At 58.6% G+C, this 23,470-nt stretch carries 22 protein-coding genes; 16 read left to right on the forward strand and 6 right to left on the reverse strand.

The annotated features are described in order from the left end of the window. Positions 1 to 412 precede the first annotated feature (412 nt). From NA78x_RS01415 to NA78x_RS01425, 3 genes are all read left to right on the forward strand, one after another. Complete coding sequence (locus NA78x_RS01415) at positions 413 to 715, forward strand: Imm53 family immunity protein (RefSeq protein ID WP_425616632.1); 303 nt, start codon at positions 413 to 415, stop codon at positions 713 to 715. 460 nt (positions 716 to 1,175) lie between these two features. Then, complete coding sequence (locus tag NA78x_RS01420; RefSeq protein WP_425616633.1) at positions 1,176 to 1,787, forward strand: hypothetical protein; 612 nt, start codon at positions 1,176 to 1,178, stop codon at positions 1,785 to 1,787. Positions 1,788 to 1,935: 148 nt separating this feature from the next. After that, positions 1,936 to 3,366 (forward strand): DUF1501 domain-containing protein, encoded by a 1,431-nt coding sequence (locus NA78x_RS01425; RefSeq protein WP_425616634.1) that lies wholly within the window; start codon positions 1,936 to 1,938, stop codon positions 3,364 to 3,366. A gap of 115 nt (positions 3,367 to 3,481) precedes the next feature. On the opposite strand, the gene NA78x_RS01430 is transcribed toward NA78x_RS01425, so the two are convergent. Further along, complete coding sequence (locus tag NA78x_RS01430) at positions 3,482 to 3,934, reverse strand: ferritin-like domain-containing protein (protein ID WP_425616635.1); 453 nt, start codon at positions 3,932 to 3,934, stop codon at positions 3,482 to 3,484. Between the two features lie 653 nt (positions 3,935 to 4,587). Here NA78x_RS01430 and NA78x_RS01435 point away from each other — a divergent pair. From NA78x_RS01435 to NA78x_RS01450, 4 genes are all read left to right on the forward strand, one after another. Then, a complete protein-coding gene (locus NA78x_RS01435; RefSeq protein WP_425616636.1) occupies positions 4,588 to 4,992 on the forward strand; it encodes an RrF2 family transcriptional regulator in 405 nt (134 codons plus the stop codon). A 112-nt stretch (positions 4,993 to 5,104) separates the two neighbouring features. Then, entirely contained in the window at positions 5,105 to 6,577 is a 1,473-nt protein-coding gene (locus NA78x_RS01440; RefSeq protein WP_425616637.1) for a caspase family protein, read from the forward strand. A 120-nt stretch (positions 6,578 to 6,697) separates the two neighbouring features. Continuing rightward, positions 6,698 to 7,672: an IS30 family transposase gene (locus tag NA78x_RS01445; RefSeq protein ID WP_425615034.1), complete on the forward strand. Its 975-nt coding sequence runs from the start codon at positions 6,698 to 6,700 to the stop codon at positions 7,670 to 7,672. Positions 7,673 to 8,199: 527 nt separating this feature from the next. Then, positions 8,200 to 10,023: an SLC13 family permease gene (locus tag NA78x_RS01450; RefSeq protein WP_425616638.1), complete on the forward strand. Its 1,824-nt coding sequence runs from the start codon at positions 8,200 to 8,202 to the stop codon at positions 10,021 to 10,023. Between the two features lie 7 nt (positions 10,024 to 10,030). Here NA78x_RS01450 and NA78x_RS01455 read toward each other — a convergent pair whose 3' ends face one another. Then, positions 10,031 to 10,276, reverse strand: coding sequence for a hypothetical protein (locus NA78x_RS01455; protein ID WP_425616639.1), 246 nt, complete (start codon positions 10,274 to 10,276; stop codon positions 10,031 to 10,033). Positions 10,277 to 10,508: 232 nt separating this feature from the next. Here NA78x_RS01455 and NA78x_RS01460 point away from each other — a divergent pair, with 232 nt between their 5' ends. Then, positions 10,509 to 11,987 carry a PQQ-binding-like beta-propeller repeat protein gene (locus NA78x_RS01460; protein ID WP_425616640.1) on the forward strand — a complete coding sequence of 493 codons (1,479 nt, stop codon included), beginning with the start codon at positions 10,509 to 10,511 and terminating at the stop codon, positions 11,985 to 11,987. On the opposite strand, the gene NA78x_RS01465 is transcribed toward NA78x_RS01460, so the two are convergent. Beyond that, positions 11,956 to 12,885 carry a DUF1559 domain-containing protein gene (locus NA78x_RS01465; protein ID WP_425616641.1) on the reverse strand — a complete coding sequence of 310 codons (930 nt, stop codon included), beginning with the start codon at positions 12,883 to 12,885 and terminating at the stop codon, positions 11,956 to 11,958. The genes NA78x_RS01460 and NA78x_RS01465 overlap by 32 nt on opposite strands. Before the next feature lie 268 nt (positions 12,886 to 13,153). On the opposite strand from NA78x_RS01465, the gene NA78x_RS01470 reads away from it, so the two are divergent. From NA78x_RS01470 to NA78x_RS01485, 4 genes are all read left to right on the forward strand, one after another. Beyond that, on the forward strand, positions 13,154 to 13,540 hold the full coding sequence (locus NA78x_RS01470) for a hypothetical protein (protein WP_425616642.1): 387 nt from the start codon (positions 13,154 to 13,156) through the stop codon (positions 13,538 to 13,540). 8 nt (positions 13,541 to 13,548) lie between these two features. Continuing rightward, positions 13,549 to 14,004, forward strand: coding sequence for a cyclic-phosphate processing receiver domain-containing protein (locus NA78x_RS01475; RefSeq protein WP_425616643.1), 456 nt, complete (start codon positions 13,549 to 13,551; stop codon positions 14,002 to 14,004). A 194-nt stretch (positions 14,005 to 14,198) separates the two neighbouring features. Continuing rightward, on the forward strand, positions 14,199 to 15,314 hold the full coding sequence (locus tag NA78x_RS01480; protein WP_425616644.1) for a 1,9-bis(guanidino)-5-aza-nonane synthase: 1,116 nt from the start codon (positions 14,199 to 14,201) through the stop codon (positions 15,312 to 15,314). A gap of 625 nt (positions 15,315 to 15,939) precedes the next feature. Next, positions 15,940 to 16,797, forward strand: coding sequence for an MBL fold metallo-hydrolase (locus NA78x_RS01485; protein WP_425616645.1), 858 nt, complete (start codon positions 15,940 to 15,942; stop codon positions 16,795 to 16,797). 10 nt (positions 16,798 to 16,807) lie between these two features. Here NA78x_RS01485 and NA78x_RS01490 read toward each other — a convergent pair whose 3' ends face one another. Next, positions 16,808 to 18,094, reverse strand: coding sequence for a PQQ-binding-like beta-propeller repeat protein (locus NA78x_RS01490; protein ID WP_425616646.1), 1,287 nt, complete (start codon positions 18,092 to 18,094; stop codon positions 16,808 to 16,810). Between the two features lie 240 nt (positions 18,095 to 18,334). On the opposite strand from NA78x_RS01490, the gene NA78x_RS01495 reads away from it, so the two are divergent. Beyond that, positions 18,335 to 18,991, forward strand: coding sequence for a sulfite oxidase-like oxidoreductase (locus tag NA78x_RS01495; protein ID WP_425616647.1), 657 nt, complete (start codon positions 18,335 to 18,337; stop codon positions 18,989 to 18,991). A gap of 32 nt (positions 18,992 to 19,023) precedes the next feature. Here the strand turns inward: NA78x_RS01495 and NA78x_RS01500 are convergent, their stop codons facing one another. Continuing rightward, positions 19,024 to 20,127, reverse strand: coding sequence for a HEAT repeat domain-containing protein (locus NA78x_RS01500; protein ID WP_425616648.1), 1,104 nt, complete (start codon positions 20,125 to 20,127; stop codon positions 19,024 to 19,026). A gap of 110 nt (positions 20,128 to 20,237) precedes the next feature. Here NA78x_RS01500 and NA78x_RS01505 point away from each other — a divergent pair, with 110 nt between their 5' ends. From NA78x_RS01505 to NA78x_RS01515, 3 genes are all read left to right on the forward strand, one after another. Beyond that, entirely contained in the window at positions 20,238 to 20,963 is a 726-nt protein-coding gene (locus NA78x_RS01505; protein ID WP_425616649.1) for a lipoate--protein ligase family protein, read from the forward strand. 127 nt (positions 20,964 to 21,090) lie between these two features. After that, complete coding sequence (locus tag NA78x_RS01510) at positions 21,091 to 21,615, forward strand: adenine phosphoribosyltransferase (RefSeq protein ID WP_425616650.1); 525 nt, start codon at positions 21,091 to 21,093, stop codon at positions 21,613 to 21,615. Positions 21,616 to 21,727: 112 nt separating this feature from the next. Further along, positions 21,728 to 22,645 carry a response regulator gene (locus NA78x_RS01515; protein WP_425616651.1) on the forward strand — a complete coding sequence of 306 codons (918 nt, stop codon included), beginning with the start codon at positions 21,728 to 21,730 and terminating at the stop codon, positions 22,643 to 22,645. A gap of 26 nt (positions 22,646 to 22,671) precedes the next feature. On the opposite strand, the gene NA78x_RS01520 is transcribed toward NA78x_RS01515, so the two are convergent. Further along, on the reverse strand, positions 22,672 to 23,415 hold the full coding sequence (locus tag NA78x_RS01520) for a sensor histidine kinase (protein ID WP_425616652.1): 744 nt from the start codon (positions 23,413 to 23,415) through the stop codon (positions 22,672 to 22,674). Positions 23,416 to 23,470: the final 55 nt, after the last annotated feature.

Consider the following 23,470-nt stretch of genomic DNA (forward strand, 5'->3'; position numbering starts at 1 on the left):
GCTGGGTCACTGCGTTCGGATCGAAAGCCGGGCCAATTCGGGCATTCCGCAAGAAGTTGATCCCACGGACCGCGAATGTCGCAGCAGGGACTTCCGCAAATCAGCGAGGCTCGATAGGCAACTAAGAAGCGGAATGAATAGTTGTCCGAATCAACACAGATTCGTGTAACGTCTCCGAAGCCTTCGTCAGACCAGCGGAAGCCACCCGAAAAGTGCTCATAGGAGCGAGTCGCGTCTGGTGACCAGCGAGCTTGGCGAAAGACTTCTATCGCCGCCGACGGTATGAACAAATCGTCCACTGAGCACCGTAACTAGTTCGTAATCAGCGGCAAGGTGAACCACGGCTGGACGACTGTGTCTGGCTTTCAAGATCGTCTGGCTTTCAAGATCTTAACAATCGTGAGCGCGTACCATGCCGCTGGACCAATCTGTCGAAGCAATCAACCAATGGTACTACAGCAAATGCAATGGCCAATGGGAACATCACGAAGGCATCCGCCTGGAGTCGACCGACAACCCAGGTTGGTTGGCCACCGTTAACTCTCTGCAACTCGACAATGCGAAACTGTCGCTGATCTTGGGTGAGCTGTTGCGGGACTACGAAGCGCAGGTCAGCACCGACGGATACATGGTCCGGGTGTTCGCACCCGACCTTGCCAACTGCCTGGAGGCACTCGGCCTCGTCATGACCAAAGCAGAGCGAACTAAAGCTTGAGCCAAGGCGAGCGGCCACGAAAAGAGCCCACTGCTTTAAGGGGGCCGTTCACAAACCGGGCCAGTTTGTGAACGCGAGGTGCAGTATTCTTCGAGTGCGGCGCGCGTTCGTGTTCACAAACCTCGGGCTTTGTGAATAGATTTTTGCCGGGGGCGGCGTGGAAGTTGCCGTTTCGAGACGATCGTCTGGTCAAGCGGCAGCACTCGAACGATCACTTGTATCGAGCGAGCCGGCGCAACTATGTTTCAGATTGTCTTATCGGGTTTCCTTTGAGAGATAGATTGCCATGGCCGTTGACCCGTACGAACTCCGCTGCAGACCCAAGCGTCATCCAGGCTTGAAGCGACCAACTCGCGAACATCCGTTCTTGGGCAAGTTGGAATTCGTCAACATAGGCGGCGGCGGTTGGCAAGCGGCAAGGCAAATTGGATCGGATTGGGTGCGAATCGATGTGGATTGTATGAGTCCAAACATCACGATCGAACGGCTCAACCACGCGGCCGACTTTGTCAGCTGGATCGAATTGCATCGGACTACCTTGGTGGCGTTTGCCCAGCAACGACTGAAAGCGGGACAAGTCGATAGTTACGATCGGGGCTCGACGTTGCAATTCTCTGAGCAGGATCTCGCCGCGTTACCTCTCCTGTTGATCTACCTCATTGTGGCTAGGAAAGAATACGCAGAGGTTTACTATGACTGCGATCTCTTGCCAACCGGTAGGTGTGGTGCCTTCGGAGAAATTCAAATCTCGGTTCGCCAGGGCTCCATGGAACCGTTTGATATTCGGCTAACGGCAGGCGACACCCTCACTAAGGCATCCAATATTCTGGCCCGTCCTGTGCCCCGTGAAATCGAAGGCTTCGTCAACAGTTTGCCCGATCGGTTTGTTTCGACTGCCGCCACCCGCGGGTGGTTTCGCTTCAACGAAGAATTAACCCAGAAGCTGGCTGAGGCGATCCGCCTGGTGGAACTGGGAATCGCTACCACTGCCGAAGAGGCCCGTCGCTATCTGAGGTCCGTGCAATTGCTGCTGCAATCAATTGCCCGCGAAGCCGAGTCTGCGAGTGAATAGGCCTGTTGTCGCGGGTCTCAGATCGGCTGCGTTTAGGCAGGAATCGTGTTCCCTTGCTGCGGCGAGAAAGGTACGATGAATACCGATATCCGCCTGTGCACCGGTAACAGGCGGCCCCACCGTTCATCCCACCCCGCGAGATCTCCGCATGCGAACTGGTCTGCCCAGCGATCGACCTTGCGCGGGCTTTCGTGAGCACTTGGCGTCGCGCCGCGCGGTAGTACAAGCGGGAGCGGCCAGTTTGCTGGGCCTGGGTTTGCCAGACCTGTTTGCGAGTCAATCGGCTCGGCAAGCGCGGGCCGATTTCACCGGGACCGACAATCGGCAGTTACCCGGGTTTGGCAAGGCGAAACGCTGCATCTTTTTGTTCATGTGGGGCGGACCGAGTCAGCTCGACACGTTTGACTTGAAGCCGAATGCGCCGGCCGATATTCGCGGGCCCTTTCAGCCCATCAGCACCAAGGTTCCCGGGCTGCAAATCGCTGAGCACTTCAAGGAACTTGCCGGACAAATGGACAAGGTCGCGGTGATTCGCAGCTTGTCGCACAACGATCCCGCGCATCTTTCGAGCGGGCACACTTGCGTAACGGGGCATCTCGCGCCGGTGGTGCGCAGCGATGCCACGCCACCGAGTTCACGCGATACACCGCACTTAGGCAGCGTGCTGAGCAAGCTGCGGCCGCCGCAGTCCTCGGTGCCTCCGTTTGTGATGTTGCCTTGGAAGGTCTTTCATCCCGCAGCACCCGGTGGACAAGCGCCAGGGCAACATGGCGGCTGGCTGGGCCCGACCTACGATCCGCTGCTCGCGACTGGCGACCCGAACAAGCCGGATTGGAAACTTCCCGCTCTCGAATTGCCGCAGGGTGTTACGCCCGAAACGCTGCACAGCCGCTATCAACTGCTGCAACAGATCGATGCTCAGCGGGCGGCCTTCGATGCCTTGCCTCGCCCGGCCGCGATGTCGCAACATCAGGCCAAGGCGCTCGATCTGCTCGCTTCACCCAAGGTGCGCGAAGCGTTCAACCTGGCGAAGGAATCGAACGAGACGCGCGAGCGCTACGGCCGCAACATTCACGGCCAAAGTGTGCTGCTGGGGCGTCGCTTGCTGGAGCATGGCGTGCTGATCGTGAACATCAACTGGCACGACGACGGCCAGAACTTTTGGGACACGCATGGCAACAATTTCAATCGCCTGAAAAACGACCTGATTCCTCCCAGCGATAGAGCGCTCGCCGCCTTGCTTACCGATCTGAGTGAACGGGGCCTGCTCGAAGATACGCTCGTCGCCTGGGTGGGTGAGTTTGGCCGCAAGCCGCAGATTTCGAACGGCACGGGCCGCGAACATTGGCCCTACTGCTATTGCGGACTGCTGGCCGGCGCGGGAATCACCGGCGGGGCCATCTACGGCAGCAGCGATCGCCACGCAGCGTACCCCGCGACGAATGCCTGCAGTCCTCACGATTACGCAGCCACCATGCTGCACGCGCTGGGCATCGAAGCCAGTGCCAAACTACACGACCGCGACGGCCGACCGCACGCCGTTTATGCGGGCGAGCCACTCACCGGCCTGTTTACCTAGGGATCTTGTTCGCCTAGGAATGAAGCGCCTAGTGACCAAGAAATGAAACAAGGGAGCGCGCACCGTGGCTCCCTTGATCTTGGCGGAAATGTGCGAGCGAGAGCCCGCCGCGAAATTACCCGGCCTTGGTCGACTTGCTCTTGGCCGCGGCGCTCGTGGGGTTGCGCAGGATGCGGCTGATTTCGTCCACGCCGTCTTGTTCTTCCTTGAGGATGTCTTCAAGGAAGATCACCAGGGCGCGATCGTCGCCGGCGATCTCAATGGCCTCGGTGTACTTCTTGACGGCCGTCGATTCGAACTCGAGAGCGAAGTTGAGGATTTCCATCAGGTCTTCGCTCTGCTTGATCGGGTTCCGCTCGACGGTGGGAATGCCACCGAGGGCGACGATCTTCTCACCGACCTTTTTGGCGTGACCGAACGATTCCTTGGCGCTGCCGTAGAACTTTTCGGAATAGACGTCGCGCCACAGGCCAGCGACGACAAAGCCTGCTTGGGCATATTGAGCAACTCCGGTCCATTCGTGGCGGAGGCATTCGTTCAGCTTTTCGATAACAGCGGACTTATCCATGATCGTATTCCTTTTTTCGTGGTTCACTCAGCGGTCTCGGCCAGGCGGAAGGCGATAGCACCTTCGAAAGTTGGCCGAACCAAAGATCTTACAAAGCAAAAGACTAGGCAGACAAAAAGACAAGGTCGGTCGCTGGCGGCAAGTTGCCGATGATCTGGCTGAGAAGCACTCGTCTGTCGTGAATCTTAACGACCATCGGCCGGCTGTCTAGCGTCGCGGTAACTCTTTTTGCCAGAATATGTTAGGATTCGCCGTTAACGAGATTTCATCTCAAATAACAGGGTCTGCCGGGGCGAGACTGGGTGTCAGCAGCAGCCTGCTGGGGGCCTGCTTTGACGGTTTCTGGCTCAGTCGCCAGGAGTTACTTCGCTGCCGAATGATTGCCAGAAGGTGTCAGTGCAGCTGGCAAGGGAATTTGAGGCATCTTGGCGAACAGCAAGTGATTTGGTTGACAACGTAATTCGGGCCGTTAAACTTGGCTTCGCTTCCTGAACATAATGTTCAGAATTATGAACATGGGAGGGGGTTGCGATCCGTCATCGTTGCTTCCCGCGCGAACAAGATTGAGCACTGCCAGCTCGCTGGTTCCAGACACATTGCCGCAGCTGCCCGGGCCGCAGAAGCTCAGCCGCCGTAGCCAAGATGGACTGCCCATGAAACTATCACGTACTGTCGCCTACGCGGTGCGAGCCACATTGCAACTCGCTCAGTTGCAATCGGAAGGCCCCGTGCCCTGCAGCCATCTGGCTTCGACCGGTAAGATGCCGGAACGGTTCCTGCTGCAAATCCTGCGCAACCTGGTGACGCACGGAATTCTGCGCTCGACGCGCGGTGTCGATGGCGGCTATGCCCTCGTTCGTCCCGCCGACCAGATCTCCCTGCTCGAAGTGATTGAGGCCATCGAAGGGCCGTACGATTCGACGCTCGAACTGGGCGAAGGCTTGTCCGACGAAGCTCAGAACCAACTGCGCGACGCCTTTCAACAGGTCAGCACCAACACCCGCCAACAGCTCGAAGCCATCAAGCTGTCGCAGTTGCTCACGCCCCCGGCAGAGTAATCGTTCACCGGCGCGACGGCTCGGCATGTTGGGAGTCAGGGTTCAGGAGTCGGGAGCCAGCAAGTCTGTTTTCATCCTACTTCTGCCTTCTTACTTCTAACTTCTGCATTCTATGAAGCTCGCAGTGATCATCGGCGTGGAACACTACGCCGATCCTTCTCTGGCGAAGCGATCGCTGGCCGGGAATGATGCCGCTGCCATCGCACAGGCTCTGGTGGGGCTGGGTTATGCCGACCTCGACCAAGTGCTGCTCGTCGATGGCCAAGCAACGAAGACGACCGTCGAATCGAAACTGAAGCGGACGATTCGCTCTTTGGCCGATGATGATGAACTGCTGCTGTACTACGCCGGGCATGGCTTTGCCGAAGCGGGCAAAGCGTATTTGACCTGCCACGATACACAGACGAGTGACCTCACTGAGACCAGCATCGCCTGGTCGTCGGTGCTGAAGCAACTGCGCGATTCCGATTGCCGCAAGGTTGCCCTGTTCATCGATTCGGGCAATGCGAACACCGGTGAACCACTCGGCGATGAGCCTTTCGTTCACGACGAGTTCCAGCACTTCGCCGAGTCCGATACCGGCCGTGTATGCGTCCTCTCGTGTCAGCCCGGCGAGCTCAGTTGGCCAGCGCCGATGACCAAGCATGGTGCGTGGGCTGCGAATCTCATTTCTGCCTTTCAAGGGCAAGCCAAGGCCGCAGCGAACACCAAGAAGCAGCTGACTTCCGCTTCGCTGCAAACTTTCTTACTCGAAGCTGTGCCACGCACGTTGCAAAAGGCCTACAGCGACAAGAAAACGCAATCGCCGGTATGCTACGGTCCGAGCAGTGGGCAGTTCGCGCTCGGCGACCTGACGGAGTTGCTGGGCAGCAAACAGAACTCCGCAGCTGCTCGGTCCAGCGATGTGCTGCGAGTGACACTGCTGTGCGAGTATCAGGAAGGAATCCGTTCGCTGGCGGGTTTCAAAAAGACGCAGGCGGTTCCCGATGCCGTGAACAGTTACGCGCGGTCGCTGGTGAACCAACTAGCCGCGAGTGAGATCGAGCAAGACATTGACGACGTCCGCGACAAGTTGCGGCAAGAGTTTTCCTTCAAACGCCGCGACCTGGAATCGACCACGCCCGGCGATGGGACCGGCAGCATTCTCACGCCTTACTTTTGTTACAGCGTGACGGTGTCGCTGAATCCCGAGAACCCGGCCGAAGTGATCTGGCGGCGGCAAGTCTCCGAAATCAAAGAGCCCGAGCAGATCCTCTCGCCCGCCTTCGAGCAGGTCTTTCCGAAAAAATTCAACGCCGTCGAGTTTGCCCCTCCCGCCCCCATCAAGCTGGCCGACTTCATCGACCAACTCGAAGAAACCGGCGATGACCGAGTGAAACTCGATTACGACTCAGCCGCCACGTGGTGCAAATTGAGCATCAAGGGAATCGCCGGACAGGTCGAGATCTCGCCGACCAACTTCGCCATCGTGCAGGCCAAAACCGAGTCTCCGCGCAAGCTGCTCGACTCCTTCTTCAAAATTCAGGCAATGCTCGTCGACAACTACGAGGTCCGTGCCGTGGGCTTTCGCGACTTGCAGGGCTAACGGCGGTGCGTGCAAAATTGAAGTGCAAGCTAGCGTATGGTGGCTGAGAGTAGGAAAGGCCATCGCTGGGTGTTTGAATATCAGAATCTCACTTGCAGATACTCAAACGGAGGCCCAGCGATGGTTTACAAGCAGCTTAGGGTTGAGGAGCGTGAAATCATAGCGACGATGAATGCTCAGGGTTGTACTCAGGCTGCCATCGCCGAGGCGACTCATCGCGATGCTTCGACAATCAGTCGCGAATTGAGTCGCAATCGGCCGCGGAGTTGTTACTCGGCATCGGTGGCCCAGGGACTGGCGATGCGTCGGCGGGCGGCGGCTGGGCGGCCGCGTCGCAAGTTCGAGCAGCCAGAGATTCGGGAGGCGGTCAAGAAGCAACTCCAAGAAGGCTGGTCTCCGGAGCAGATCGCAGGTGTGAGCAAGCGTCAGTTTCCCGAGGATCCGCGCCGTTGGATCTCGCGGCAGACGATCTACAACTCGCTCCGCCGTGACGACCACGGACGCCCACTGCAGAAGTGCCTGCGTCGTTATCACCTGCACAAACGCCGTTGCCGCACGCGAAAAGAGCGGATCTGCCCGCAATTGGAACAACGACCCGCGATCATTAACGAACGGGGCCGCTGCGGCGATTGGGAAGGAGATTTGATTTGCAGCGGCGGTCATGACCAGTTCTCGCTGGTGAGTCTCGTCGAACGTCAAACGGGCTACGTCGAACTGATCCTGGTTCCCAACAAAACGTCCGACGTGGTGATGAGCGCGATTCGTGTTCGCCTGGGAAAACACCCGCGTGAGTTGCGTCAGAGCGTGACGTTCGACAACGGCTCCGAATTCAGCCGCTGGGAATGGCTGCAGTGGATCCTGACCCTGCTGATCTTCTTCGCACATCCGCACTCACCTTGGGAGCGCGGCACGAACGAAAACACAAACGGCCTAGTCCGCGAATACTTCCCGAAAGGCACCCGCTTCAGCCAGGTCACTCGCTACGAGGTCCAAGCCGTCCAGGAAAAACTCAATCACCGACCTCGAAAACGACTGGATTTTCAAACACCCCACGAAGCCCTTTCAAAACATTGCTGTCTTGCAGTTCAAACTTGACTTCACCGGCCCTTCGATTCGTTAGAATCTTTTAAATTTTAACGGCACACATAATTGACAACAGGACACCGCAATGAGATAATATCGGGAAGTTCTCTTGCAGTTTTGTTGTTCAGGCATGTGCTCGCGTTCCGCGGTTCGGTAATGTCGTGCTCGCGAAGTGAGATACGCATTTTGACTTAGAGATGCCTGTCCAAGAACTCGACCAGTTATTGGACAAAAGGAATGAGTCGAAAAAGTTGTCTCCAAGTCGCAAGTGGTTACCGTTCCAGCAACTTCCGACAAGTTTTAAGAACAGCCACCTGTCCAAATACCTCGCGGGTTGTTGGACGTTTCCGTGTAGAGCGACATCTACGAGTGGGCTTTCGCGACTTGCAGGGCTAGCAGCTAGCAAGCAGAATGTTGCTCTTGCAAATCAACATAATGATCTTTCCGCCCGGATGACGATGGTGATTGCCTGGGGCGGTGCTATTCTACGGATCAGCCTGCCGCGTACACGTCAACGTGCCGCGCTTAGTTAGTGACCAATGCCTCTGCTGCTTGCTGCGTTCAATCCGAAAGCGATCTGGGACTATCTGCCGTTCACGCAGGGGCAGTTCACGCTGTCGCTTGTCTTGGGCATTCTGGGCCTGCTGACGTTCACTAATCTGGCTCCCGATGTGGTGCTGATCCTCGGCGTCTGCCTGCTGGTGCTCATGGGTATTCTCACGCCCGGTGAAGCGCTCGCGGGCATGTCGAACGAAGGGATGATCACGGTCGCGATTCTGTTTGTCGTGGGCGCCGGTGTGCAGCAAACAGGTGGCGTCGACTGGATCGCCAAGCGGCTGTTTGGCAGACCGAAATCGGTTTTCTCCGCGGTCTCGCGACTCGTCTTTCCGACGATGTTTTTCAGCGCGTTCATGAACAACACGCCTCTGGTGGCGATGCTCATTCCCGCCGTGGGAGATCTCGCCCGCCGCGAACGAATTCCAGTCTCCAAGCTGATGATCCCGCTCAGTTATGCCGCGATTCTCGGTGGTACCTGCACGTTGATCGGCACCAGCACCAACCTGGTTACGCAGGGTCTGTGGATCAAAGAGGGTCACGACCCGCTGGGCATGTTTACGATTACCTGGGTCGGTTTGCCGGCCGCCATTGTCGGCGCTGTGTATGTGATCTTCGCGGCGTACTTCCTGCTGCCCGATCGCCGCGCAGCCGTCAGTACGCAGGACGATCCCCGCGAGTACACGGTCGAGATGCATGTGCAGCCTGGTAGTCCGCTGGCGGGTAAGAGCATCGAGAATGCTGGCCTCCGTCACTTGCCCGGGCTGTTCCTGGCCGAGATCGAGCGCGAGGGAGTCGTCATTCCCGCCGTCTCGCCGCAAGAGATTTTGCACGGCGGCGATCGCCTGCTGTTCGTCGGTAATGTCGAGTCGGTGGTGGAACTACAAAAGATTCGCGGCCTGGCTCCGGCCACCGATGAGGTCTTCAAGCTGTCTGCTCCGCGGCCGCAGCGGTGCTTGATCGAAGCGGTGGTGAGCAACACCTGCCCGTTCGTGGGCAATACCATTCGTGAATCGCGCTTTCGGAATCACTACAACGCGGTGGTTGTGGCGGTAGCTCGCAACGGCGAGCGGTTGCATCAGAAGATCGGCGATATCGTGCTCAAGCCGGGCGATGTACTGCTGGTCGAAGCGCACCCGTCGTTCGCCGAGCAACAACGCAGCTCGCGAGACTTTTTTCTGGTCTCAGCCGTCGAGAACTCGACACCTCCGCATCACGAGAAAGCGATTCTCGCCACGGGTCTGCTGCTGGCGATGGTCGTCTTCAGTGCCGTCGAGATTGTGCCCGTCGTCGTTGCTGCGTTTGTCGTGGCCGGCCTGATGATCCTCACGCGCTGCGTTTCGGTCGAAGGCGCGCGCAAGAGCATCAACTGGGAAGTGCTGCTGGCGATTGCCGCGGCCTTTGCCCTGGGTAAAGCCCTTGAAGTGACGGGCTCGGCAACGCAAGTCGCCGATCAGCTTCTGTCCTTCGCGGGAACGAACCCCTGGCTGTCACTGGTGATCATCTATTTCACGACGGTCATTGTGACCGAACTGATCACGAACAACGCCGCCGCGGCGCTGATGTTTCCGTTCGCCATGGCGACGGCGAAGAATCTCGATGTCAGTCCGCTGCCGTTTGTGATCGCCATCATGATGGCTGCCTCGGCCGGGTTTGCGACTCCCATCGGCTATCAAACCAACCTGATGGTCTACGGCCCGGGTGGCTACCGCTTCAGCGACTACGTGAAAGTCGGCCTGCCACTCGATCTGCTCATTGGCATTGTCGCGGTCATCGTCACGCCCTGGGCATTCCCGTTTAAGGTCTGAGCTGACTTTAAGCTGCCAGTGTTGCCAGACAGAAGGCGGCCAGCGCAAAGAAAGTGATGGTGGCCAGCGCCATGGCGCCGAGTTGCACGTAGGCGGCGAAGCGAAGCAGGGCTATCCACTGGGTGCCTAGTCCGAAGCGAGCTCGGATTCTGGCGATGTCAGATTCTGATCCGCGCCGCATACTTCCATAAAAGCAGCTGGCTAGAAACAGGCCGCAGGCGGTGAAGATCGCGGCGGAATAAACGATGACCATGGTTGCATCGTACTGGGGTGCGCAGGGGAACTGCCAGAGTCGCCTGCTGGAATGTTCTGCACCACACTCCTAGCGCCAGCTACCAACCTTTCCCCATTCATCATTTCTTCCACGAACCTTCACGCGCACCAGCGAGTAACGGCGCACAATCTGTCGGGCCAGAATGCCGAGAACTCAGTTGCTGTGGCCTCGGCGGGCCTGCCTTCTCTTGAGCCGCAACATGGTGCCATGAATGTCCGCCGTTCACCTCGCCTTTCGCGCCCTCGCGTTTGGCATCATCGTCGCTCTGACTTCAACCCTCGTCTGGCTGATGGGGACCAATGGCAACTGGCACGCGCTCCTCACCGGGCAGTTGCACGCCGCTGGTTACCCGCCGATTCGAGTCCGCAAGATTGCCTTCGAGGAACAGGACACAACCATCGCTGTACACGGCGACGCTAGTTCGCCCGGATGGACGAATCTGTTTGGGCCGAACCTCGACAGCCGATCGCCCGAGACGGGCCTGAACCTGCGCTTTGGCGAAGCAGGCCCGCGCGAGCTGTGGCGCAAGGCCATTGGCTCGGGATATAGCGCGCCGGTGGTGGGCAAGCAGGATTCGAGCAGCGACGACTTGGTGCTGCTACAGCGCGAGCAAGACGAAGAAGTGCTGGCCTGCCTCGACGCGCTCAGCGGAGAAGAGCGGTGGCGATGTGCCTGGCCGACGACCTACAAATGCCCCTATGAATACAGCAGCGGGCCCTATGCGACGCCGGTCATCGATGGCGACCGAGTCTATGCCGTCGGTGCCCAGGGGCAGTTGCATTGCGTTTCGCGAGAGCATGGCCAGGTGATTTGGCAGCGGAACTTGCCGGAAGAGTTTCCCGGCGGTGCTGCTGGTCTGTTTGGCTTTGGCGCGGGGCTGCTGGTCGATGGCGAAAGGCTCTATCTCAACGTCGGAGCGGGTGAACAACAAGCCGGAATCGTCGCTTTCGACAAACTGTCTGGCGAGACCGCGTGGCAAGCCACCGAGCGAAGTTTTGCCTATACCACGCCACGGCTGACAACGATCGCTGGCCAGCGATACTTGCTGGTCCTTACCGATTTCGGCCTGGCGGCGCTCGATCCCGCGAGTGGTAGTTTGCTCGGCGAGTATGAGTTTCAGCCTCGCGGCCCGGATGTCATCAATGCCGTCACGCCGGTAGTGCAAGGCGACCGCGTACTCCTCGTCGCGGGGCCGGGGCCGGGTGCGGTGTGCTTGCAACTGGTGCCGAACAACAAGCAGGGGCAGATGGAGTTTCGCGAGATATGGAAAGATCGCCGCACACTCGATAGCCAGTTCAACAGCCTGATTCATTATCCGCAGACGAATGACTCGGCGCTGGTCTTTGGCTTTACTGCTTCACAGCAGGGCGGCGCAACATTCCGCTGCGTGGAACTCGAGACCGGCAAGCTCCGCTGGAAGCACGCGTCGGAACTGGGCCGCGGGCAGGCCATTGCCGTTGATGGCCACCTGTTGCTACTCGGCGAGCATGGGCACCTGCAAGTGTTGCAGGCTCAAGCCGCTCAGGCAGAACCGGTAGCAAGCACCAAAGAGCCGATTCTCGCCGGACCTTGTTACAGCCAACCTGCACTCTGCAGCGGGCTGTTGTTTGTGCGCAATGAGAAGGAAGTCATCTGTTTTGACCTGCGGCCGGAGTCGCTTACTCCGTCACTTCGCCGCCCGATTTGGTAACCATGCGGGCCACTAGGCGAATGTCCATGCCTTTCGCGAGCAGGCGCACGCTGGCATCGCCAAACATGACGTTTGCACCACCGGGATGAAAGGCAAAAATCTCGTTGCGGTTGCAGCAGTTGATGGCGCACTTGTCGGGCGATGTAACGCAGTCGGGAGTCATGCCGTGCAGCGTGTAAGAATTCTCGGGATCGGCCCAAGCGGCACCAGAAGTGCCGCCGGTCTGGACCGACAGATCCGCCTTGTACCGCGCTGGCCGGCCAGCGTCTTCTGCAATCCAGAACGTGTTCGAGAGACCATCGGTGATATCGGCGAAGCGATGGAGCTGATTGGTACGCATTACACCAAAGGCTTGCTCGCCGGGCGTGCTATCCACGAGACCCGTGTTAATGAGCGCCCCTTCCACTGCGGTGATCGCCCCATAATCACCGGCAGCCGCGTTCTTTTGAAAGGTATCAACGCGTTTGCCGTTGGGCGTGCTGGGGCAGGTGTGAATCTTGAGGTGCGTGGTGACCACCGGAAGATTTTCGGTCGCGTCCCAGGTCACATTCAGGCTGTAGCGATCGCGAAGGTTTCCCATTTCCATGTAGGGAAGCAAGAAGGCAGACCAGCCATGCTCGGGCCCGCTGGGGATGCTGAACTTCACATGCACCGGGTTGGGATAGCTAGAGCTAGTGACCTTGCCGGGTGGCAGGCAGTTATTGGTATCGTGAAAGTTCTGAAACGCCAGCCCGATCTGCCGGACGTTGTTCGAGCACTGAATGCGCCGGGCAGCTTCGCGAGCGGCCTGAACGGCAGGCAGCAGCAGGGCTACCAAGACGCCAATGATGGCAATCACCACCAGCAACTCGACGAGGGTGAATGCGCGGCGAACCGAAGTTCTTTGGCCCAAGCTCATATCTCAATCCCCTAAAATGCCGAGAGGCAACGATCTAGCGTATCGCGGGGAGAGCGCGAGTAAATGCGAATTTCTACAAAAATTAACATACCTTGGGGCTAATCAAAACTCTACAGGTAGGAGCCGATGCTGCGAAGAGCGGCAGTCGATCGCCGGCTTAGTTTTGGCGGACGGTGGTCCTTGCCATCACATGTTGCCAGTCAGTTTGCCGCAAGCCTACACTACTAGCCGCATCTGTGAGCGTTAGCCTAGCCAAGGGTAGGTTCAAGTGGCTGAAAGTTTACTGCCGCGTTTGCCACTTGATCCCTTCCCGTATGATCAGGATCCTCGCTCGCGGATTTTGGATTCGACCATCGCCAGCGGGGCATACGTTTACGTGCGAGATTCTGCCGGGATTCTGCACGTTCTTCCCGACGGCCCGCACCTGCATCCCAAGATTCTGGGCGGGGGATTACCAGCGACCTACGCTGGCGAACTGACTATAATCAATGGAGTTGCAACAGAAGTCACCAATTGCTCAGGCACATTCCAGTTTGACGAGCGAGAAGGATTGCGAACCATTGCTCAGCAGGTAACGGAGCTTGGTTTGCATGTCGGTGAGCGAGCGGTGAGGTTCTTTCCCTTGGATGGCGGCCCCATCGAAATTCTGGAGTGATTTCAGCCATGGCACTAAAAATCGCCATTCTGGAAGACAATCTCGAACGCCAGCAGGCGATGAAAGCCTGGCTGAACGATCGTCTGTACATGTACGACCATGTTTTCTTCGATGAGTCGGCGCCGATGATTACCTGGCTTCAGACTTTCTTACCGGAGACACTAATTCTCTCCCTCGATCACGACCTGGAACTCAAGCCCACTGGGGACGGCCGTTGGCTTGATCCCGGCACAGGCCGCGAAGTTGCCGATTTTTTGGCGCTGCATGAAGCTCATTGCCCTGTAATCGTGCATTCAACCAATGCCCCAGCTGCCGATGGAATGGACGTGGCCCTGCGAGCTCGTGGCTGGCACGTTGAGTTAGTCAAGCCTTACGGAGATCTAGCTTGGGTCGATGAAGCATGGTGGCCGGCAATCAAGCAGAATCTACGCCTCGTTTCGACAGAACGACACCTTGCGGGTTAGTTGGTTCTCGCCTGCTATTTTCTCGACACACTTGCCAAATTCTTTCCTCCTCCCTCTTCACCTGGGGGGACGTTGCGCTACAATTCGTGACTGTACGCAGATCCTGCCGGGACTTTCTGAGGCGACTGTGTATTTCGCTTGAACTTGCTGATCCGATTCAACAATCTCAGCAATCTTTGAAGGGAACGATTTCTATGACTTCCAGCAACGCATCTTCCGGAAATTCAGGCTGGCAGCCTTCCAAGCAAGAACTTCTGCAGAAGACCATCGAGCACATCGACATCAAGGCACACAATGTGGTGCCTGTCGTCGAAGCCATGCAGCACATGGCCTTCAGCGCCCGCGACCTGAGCCGAGCCGCAGACATTTACGACCGGATGCTGCGCGACACCGACTGTGGTGTGATCCTGTGTCTCGCTGGCTCGCTGATTAGCGCCGGTTTGAAGCAGGTGATCATCGACATGGTGCGCAACAAGATGGTCGACGCCATCGTCAGCACCGGCGCGAACATGGTCGACCAGGACTTCTTCGAAGCCCTCGGCTTCAAGCACTACATTGCCGAAGAACGCCTGAAGAGCGGCATGGACGATAGCATGCTCCGCGATCACGGCATCGACCGGATCTACGACACGCTGATCGACGAAGAAGAACTGCGGATCTGCGACGAAACGACTCGCAAGATCGCCGACGGCCTGCCCGCCGGTGCTTACACCTCGCGGTTCTTCCTCAACAAGATGGGCGAGTACCTCGAAACGCACGGCAAGACCGATTCGATCATCGGCGCTGCCTATCAATGTGGCGTGCCAATCTTCTGCCCGGCATTTTCGGACTGCTCGGCAGGGCTCGGCATCGTGGCTCACATTCACGAACGGCTGAAGACCGGCCGCCAGCCGATTTCGTTCGACAGCTCGATGGACTTCTACGAACTGACGCAGATCAAGATGAACAACCCGATGACGGGCCTGTTCATGATCGGCGGCGGTGTGCCGAAGAACTACGCGCAGGACATCGTCGTTGCCGCTGATATTCTGCTGCAAGAAGATCACGGCGAGCACGAGTATCCCGCGATGCACAAGTACGCCGTGCAAATCACCATCGCCGATGTTCGCGACGGTGCGCTCAGCAGCAGCACCCTTAAGGAAGCCAGCAGCTGGGGCAAGGTCGATACCACCTTCGAACAGATGGTCTACAGCGAAGCCACGCTCGCCATGCCTCTAATCGTCGGCTATGCCTACCACAAGAAGGGCTGGGAAGGCCGCAAGTTCAAGCGCTTTGCCGACCTCTTCGTCGAAGCGGGCGAAATCGTCTAGCATTTTTTCTAAGGCACTTCTTGCCTTCTCGCATTTCCCACCTCCCTCTCCTCGGTACTCCGGGGAGAGGGTCGGGGTGAGGGGCTGCTGAGCTGATCTTCGGTCATTCGCTAACGGCCAAGCGAATGGTCTCACGGCGGCAACACTTCAAGGCTGCGAATGCACGCTCCTCGCTGACGCTGCGGGTTTCCTAAAAAATGCGAGTTTGGCGTTTGACAAAGAATCACGCAACGAACAGATTTGCAGTTGCTTAGGTCGACATGCGTTGCCGCACGACTGGCCTGCAGATCCTTGACATCTTGGTTGCTATTCACAAATAGTCGCTGATGATTAGGCGCGTCTTTCTTGCACAAAAGTGCAGAACGATTGACGCAAGTCAGCGCGACGCTCAATCAGGGGGTATTCACAAACCTCCGGTGGTTGGGGAGCCGGATCGCAGTATTCTTCGAGAACGGCGCGGATTGTGGGTTTGGCGAAGGGGCCGTTTGTGAACAAACACAACTCGAGCATCTTCGCGAGCAGGCGAGTTGCGCTCAGCGATGCATCTTCACAGCGGCTCGTTCGGTAAAATCAATGGCTGGCGAAGTGTGCCAGCCGGCGGATGAAGCTACTGGGAGATTGCCCGATGGCCAATGCAGCGCGAGCGGTGCCGGAGAACATGCCGGGAGACTTTTTTGTCGATGCCACCTGCATCGATTGCGATACCTGCCGGCAACTGGCTCCGCACACTTTCGGCGAAGCGGAGCAGACGGCCTTCGTACATCATCAGCCTGGGACGACCGAGCAACAGCAGGCGGCATTGCAAGCGCTCGTCTGCTGTCCCACCGGTTCGATTGGAACTCGCGGCAACCAAGCAGTGAAAGCTGCTTTGGGGGACTTTCCGCTGCTGATTGAAGCGCCTGTTTCTTACTGCGGCTTCAACTCGCCCAAGTCGTACGGCGGGAACAGCTATTTTGTCGAGCAGGCCGACGGTAATTGGCTGGTCGACTCGCCCAAGTTTCTGCCACAGCTGGTGCGGCGACTGGAAGAGCGGGGCGGCGTGAAGCACATCTTTTTGACGCACAGCGACGATGTGGCCGACGCCGAGCAATACGCCCATCACTTTCATGCCGAGCGAATCATTCACCGCGAAGAGCTCTCGTCGCAGCCGGCGGCCGAGCGCGTGCTCGAAGGCTACAAAAGTGTCCAGCTGGCTCCGGACTTTATTGCCATTCCCACGCCGGGGCATACCGCCGGCCATTGCGTGCTGCTATTCCAGAATCGGTTTCTGTTTACCGGCGATCATCTTCACTTCGATCGCCATGCGCGGCGGCTCGCCGCCTTCAAAGACTACTGCTGGCACTCCTGGCCGCAACAACTAGCCTCGCTCCGCCGCCTGCTCGACTATCGCTTCTGCTGGGTCCTTCCCGGCCACGGTCAACGAGTGCAGTTGCCAGAAGAGGAAATGCGCAGGCAGTTGGCGGAGTTGGTTGCCCAAACTTGAATCACAAAGTTCACTTCTTGCCCAAGCAATAAACCATCTCTTGCCGCTGGCCGTCTTTGATTTCGGCGACACGCAGGAAGACTTGATTGCCGCAGATGGTGGGAGTGGCGAAGGCTTCGCCGGGGAGCCTGTTTTCGGCCAGTTTTTCGAACTGCTTGGGGTTCGCGCGAAAGACGAAGGTCGTGCCGCTCTCGTTGGTTGTATAGAGCTTGTCGCCGACGAGCGTGAGCGAACCGCTGAAGGTGCCGCCGAGTCGTTCCTTCCACATCTCTTCGCCGGTGTCGCTCTTCCAACAACTGGCGACGCCACCGTCTTGCGTGGCGTACAGGTAACCTTCGTGAGCGATCATCGAGGGGACATAAACCTGCACGTTGTTTTGCCAGGCTGTTTTGCCGGAACCGTCGGCGGCGATCGCCTGCACGTGCTTGCGCGGGTAACCTCCGCTGACGAACACGCGCTCGCCATCGGTCACCATTGTCGTGACGCACTCGGTCGTGGCTCCTTCGATCTCCCAAAACTTGTCGCCGGTCAGCGGATGAAACCCGCTGGCCAGATCGCAGCCGGAAACGAGGAGTTGATCTTTGCCGGCCACACGCAGCACGATGGGCGAGGCGTAGTTGGCTTTTTCTGGACGCAACTGCTGCCAGACGATCTCGCCTTTGTCGCGCGACAACGCGGCGAGCGAACCGCCACCCTTGCTATCGGCCGTCACATAGACGAGCGAACCAAACAGGGCCGGCGAAGAGCCAAAGCCTTGATGCGTGGCGAATTCGGCGACCTTCGTTTGCCAGACTTGCTTCCCTTGCAGGTCGAGGGCGGTCGTCATCACACTGCCGTGATTCAGAAAGTTCACATACAGGTGCTTGCCATCGCAGGCGACGGTCGAAGAAGCTTGCGAGGTCTTCTTGTTACCCTTTTTGTCCATGCCAAGCTTGTGGACATCGGTCCGCCAACGAACCTGGCCGGTCTTGCGGTCGAGCGAAATGACCGCGAGCAGTTCTTTGTCTTCTTCGGCGGTCGTCACATAAACCTGATCGCCGACAACGGTCGCACTGCTGTGACCTCGCCCGGCAATCGGTGTTTTCCAGATCACATTTTCGGTCTCGCTCCAAGTGAGGGGCGGTTCTTGATTGCCAGCGGCGATGCCGTTGTTGCTCGGGCCGCGCCACCAGGGCCAATCGGTGGCTGCTGGTTCAAAGCCGGCAACTTTTGGCGTGCTATCAGCGGCGAGGCCGATCGTTGCGAGCGAGCAGACCAGCGAAACGAAACAACCAAAAAGACGCGAGTGGCGGGTCATGCAAACACCAGGGAAGATTGGTTCAAAGTTTCAGGTTTCAGGAAGGGGAGATCGTGGTGGCCTTAGCATAACCGGCGCGAGGGGACGATTCCACGCGATTGCCTCAACGAAGCCCTGACGAGGCGCAAGGGCATTTAAGGTATAAAAACAGAACACCGTCCGCATGCGCCACCACGGGCTTTGCCTCCGTGGTGCCTTGATTGTGCACGAGCCACCAGGCTTCCTGTGAGAGAACCGACCATGACCAGCGACGACCCGAAGTATCAGCCTGGGGAGCCACCGCCGCCGCCCGAGGGTGCCATCATCAGCCCCGATACGTTGCGGCAGAATCGCATTCCGCCCGGGCAGTCGCGCACTCCCAAGTGGCCCGTGCTCGATGCCTTCGGCACGCCGCGCTTGCCCAAGCCAGAGCAATGGCGACTGAAGATTTTTGGGCTCGTGGCGAAGCCGTACGAGTTAACGCTCGCCGAGTTTCAAACGCTGCCGCGCGTGAAGGTCTTTGCCGATTTTCACTGCGTCACCCGCTGGTCGCGCCTGAGCAATGTGTGGGAAGGAGTCTCGACGAAGTACCTGCTGGAGCGCGCGGGCATTCTTCCGGAAGCCAAGTACGTCGTCTGTCACGGTTACGACAATGGCTGGACGACCAACTTGCCGCTGAGTGATTTTCTCGCCGACGATGCCCTGCTGACCGACTTGCACGACGGCGCGCCCATCGAACCCGATCATGGTGGACCGGTCCGGGGCATGGTGCCGCAGTTGTATGCGTGGAAGAGTGCCAAGTGGATCTGCGGCATCGAACTGTTGCCGCACGATCAGGCTGGCTACTGGGAACGCGGCGGCTATCACATGCGCGGCGACCCGTGGGTCGAAGAACGCTTTCGCGATGGTTCGTGGTAATGCGCCCTCGCTAACAGTTGACTCGCGATGCGTTAGCCTCGCTTTTCGAGGCGGCGGTAAGCTTCCACGGCTAATATCCTGATTTTTGAGCGATCGGATTTAATCTCGTCGAGCGGGGAGGCGGCGAGATCTTTGAGGGCCTGCATCAACGGTTTCATGTCAGCCTTGGGATTGTGCTCAGCCAGCGACATGGTTCCTTGGATGCCGGCGACGAGGACGGAGATTCGCTTGCGGTCTTTGTCGGCCAGGGTGCTTTCGTCCTTGGCGGCCAAGTTGTTGTCGGGCGAGAGCATTTCCTTGAGTACCGGAATGGCCGCTTCGTCACCCTGCCGGCTGAGCCCCGTCGCCGCGTTGTAGCGGGCCGAGGCGTAGGGGTCGTTGAGCATGGTGGTGAGTCGTGCGCGGGCCTCTTCGCCGCCGATTACACCGAGCGTGAAGGCTGCGACCGCGCGAACTTCAGCCCGCGGTTGATACTCGCCGTCTTCCGAAGCCTTGGTGGGAGTCGCGGAATCGTCCGTCGCCCGCGAGGCTTCAATCACTGCCTGAACGATCTTCTCTTCTTGGCGCATCACTTCTGGGCCGACATTACGGGCCAGCGTGGCGAGTCCTTCGAGTGCGCTCAGACGCACGGAAACTTCGAGCGGGTCCTTTTCGTAGTTCGCCAGGCGCGCCAGCAGCGGAGCGCCATCGAGCACGTGAAACGAGCCGAGCGAGCGGCTGAGGAACATGCGGCGTTTGATCCGCAGTGAATCTCCCTTGTCGTTGCCGCCTCGCAAAGGCTGCGCGACATCGGCTTCGAGGAGGGCCGCCAGTTCTTTCGCCATTTCGTGATCTTGGCGAACGGCATCGAACTGCGGATCTGGACTGCGGAGAATCTCGGCCAGAGTGTACGCGCTCTGCCAACTGACATCGGTACCGCGGCGCAGTTCTTCGACGAGCTTCTTGGGATCGTTGCGACCGGCCTGGGCCAGCCAGCTGAACGAGAGCCACAGCAAGACCACGATCGAGACGATGGCCAGCGGAATCAAAAACAGCTGCATGATGAACGCAGCGGTGGGAGCTTCGACCGGCGGCAAGTGTTCGGGGAGCCGCTTGGCTTCGACCGGTTTCGGGTCGACGGCGTCGGGCGAAGGCATGCAACAAACTCCGGAAAAGCTACATTGGGAGGGCGACGATTGGGGACGACTTTCGTGTACCTTCAGTTTAGGTTCAGCGACTAGGGGCTCCTAGGGGGAGAATGCTACGGATGCTGCTGCTGGACCTGACATTACGGACTGCCGCCGAGAATCTGGCGCTCGACGAAGCGCTGCTGGAGGCAGTGGACGACGAGCCCGCCGCGGCAGAGTTGCTGCGGTTGTGGGAATGCCCGCAAACGGCCGTGGTGCTGGGTCGGTCGTGCAAGGCGGCGGATGAAGTCGATCTGGCTGCTTGCCGAGAGGATGGCGTGCCGGTTCTACGGCGGACCTCGGGGGGCGGCACGGTGCTGGTCGGTCCTGGCTGCCTGATGTTCTCCCTGCGGCTTAGTTATCTGCAGCGGCCGCACCTACGCTTGCTCGACGAAGCTCATCGCGAAGTGCTGACGACAGTTGCGAGTGCGGTGAACTCGGTGCTGAATCAGCAGCGCGTCGAACCGCGCGGGACGAGCGATTTGGCGATTGGCGAGACGAAGGTTTCTGGCAATAGCCTGCGTTGCAAGCGACACTTTCTGCTCTATCACGGCACGCTGCTCTACGACTTTAACTTGTCGCTTGTACAGCGATTGCTGCTGCCGCCTCCGCGACAGCCCGCCTACCGCCACGCGCGGGAACATCGCGCTTTCATCACGAATTTAGCCGCCGATCCGCTCGCTCTGCGGCAGGCACTCATTCACAGTTGGCAGGCCGATCAACCCACGAGCGACTGGCCGCAGCAGCTCACCGGCGAGCTGTTGGAACAACGCTATGGGCGCGACGCCTGGAATTTGGAGCGGTAGAGCGCGGCTGACTACGTTGCCCTGCCCGGTACATGCGGTGCTTGCGGTTGCGTATATTTGGACCTGCGCTAGCTCACGCCGACAGCGAAAACTAAGTCACTCGAACCTTTGTATTGACGAACGAAACATGAACGACGTTGCTGACCTGAAGAGTTACATTCGCGACATCCCGGACTTTCCCAAGCCGGGGATCATGTTTCGGGACATCACTCCGCTGCTGGCCTCGCCGGGGGCGTTTCGCGAATCGATCGATCGAATCGCCAAGCATTACCAGTCCGCTCGCATTGATGTAATCGTGGCCGCCGAAGCGCGGGGGTTCATCTTCGCCGCGCCGCTGGCTGTGGCTCTCAAGACCGGCTTTGTGCCGATTCGCAAACCGGGCAAATTGCCGTTTGACAAGCACTCACACAATTACGATCTTGAGTACGGCAGCGATACGCTCGAAATGCATCAGGACGGGCTGCAGAAAGGCCAGCGGGTTCTGGTGGTCGACGATCTGCTGGCTACCGGCGGTACGGTGAAAGCTTGCACCCAACTGGTCGAGCGCTGCGGCGGAACGATCGTGGGCTGTGCCTTCGCCATCGAACTGCTGGCACTGAAAGGACGCGAGATTATTGCCCCCTATGAAGCCTTCAGCCTGGTGCAATATTAGTTTTCCGCACCGATTTTGCGGGGCTGAGTTTGCCTTGAGGGTATAATTAGTGGTAATGTAGCGGACCTTAGGAGCGTTCCGTTGATTCACGGCTGGTAGGAAAGGTACGGCGATGCCTACGGTCTTGGTGGTGGACGACTCGGCCGTCGATCGCAGATTGGCCGGCGGCCTGCTAGCACGTTCGGGCGAATGGAACGTCATCTATGCCTTTGACGGCCCCTCCGCCCTCGAACAGATTGCCCTGAACCACCCCGATGTGATCGTGACCGATCTCATCATGCCGGGCATGAACGGGCTGGAGTTGGTCGCCTCGGTTGTGCAGCAACATCCGCACTTGCCCATTATCTTGATGACCGGCAAAGGGACGGAAGAAACGGCGCTCGAGGCGCTTAATGCTGGAGCGGCGAGTTACGTTCCCAAGACGGCTTTGAATCAACTGCTGCTGCAAACGGTGCGCGATGTGCTCGCCCTGCGAACCGCGCAAAACTATCAGATCAAGCTGATGGGCTGCATGCAGCAGGGAGAGTTGAACTTCAGCTTGGGTAACGATGCGGCATTCATTCCGCCGTTTATCGAATACGTCCAAACACTGCTGTGCAACGTGGGGCTCTGCGACGAATCGAACGTGATTCGCGTTTGCATTGCCTTGGAAGAGGCCCTGCGAAATGCACTGTTTCACGGCAACCTGGAACTCACCAGCGAGCAGCGCGACGGTGACAGTCAGATGTATCAGCAGTTGATTGACGAGCGGTTGAAGTCGCCGCCTTATAGCGAGCGGCAGTTGCACATCAGGCTCTCGGTGAATTCGGAGTCGGGGCGGTTTGTCGTCCGCGATGAAGGGCCGGGGTTCGATCCGGCCTCGCTGCCCGACCCAACCGACCCCACAAACATCGACCGGGTGAGTGGCCGTGGTCTGTTGTTGATGAAGACCTTCATGGACGAAGTTCGCTACAACGCCACCGGCAACGAAGTGACGATGATCAAGCGAAATGCAGTTGCGGCCGAGAAGGCTGAACCGGCCGGGGTGTGACTAAGGGGTGTGACTAAGGGGTGTGACTAACTCGTGGCGGCCGGCTGTGGAATGACGAGCGAAAAACGGGAGCCTTCGCCCAACTGGCTTTGCACTCGCAACTCCCCGCCATGCAGTTCGGCAATGCGATAAGCCTTCGAGAGTCCGAGGCCCAGTCCGCGCCCCGCTTCACGACCCGAGAAGAACGGATCGAACAAATGCCGGCGAACTTCGGCAGTGATGCCCGGGCCGTTATCGGCGACGGTAATCTCAAGTGCAGCCTGACCGGTTGCTAGTTCAGATGCCGCGACGCTCAGGCGAATTTCGCCGCTGATTTTCAGGGCTTCCAGCGCGTTTTTGAGGAGCGCCGCGATCGCTGCCGCCAGCTGTGTGCGATCGGCAGTGATGGCAGTAATCTCGGCCGGCAGCAGTGCGAGTTCTAGCGATGTTTTCTGTTGATCTGCGACAAGCTGATGCTCGGCGATCAATTGCTGCAGCAACTCGAGCAGATCGAAGGTTGTCTTCACCGGCGCCGGAGGATGCGCAAAGAGCATCAGGTCGGCGAGCATCTCAAACGCGCGAAAGGCCTGCGCGTTGATGGTCGTGAGCGCCTTGCGGCGGTCCGTATCCTTCTCGTCGACCAGCAGCATCTGGGCGCGGGTCGCGATGTTCGTCAGCGGATTGTTGATCTCGTGGCTAAGGCCATAAGCAAACTGCTTCAGCGCAGCGAGTTTCTCGCGCTCGAGATCGCGCGCCGAGAACCTGGGGGCATCGTCGTCAGGCAGCGCCATCTTGGTCACTTATGCTGCCACAAAGGGCCCTCGTCCCAACCCTCGCCCCAATGTT

The sequence above is a fragment of the Anatilimnocola aquadivae genome (assembly GCF_049819085.1).
GTDB lineage: Bacteria > Planctomycetota > Planctomycetia > Pirellulales > Pirellulaceae > Anatilimnocola.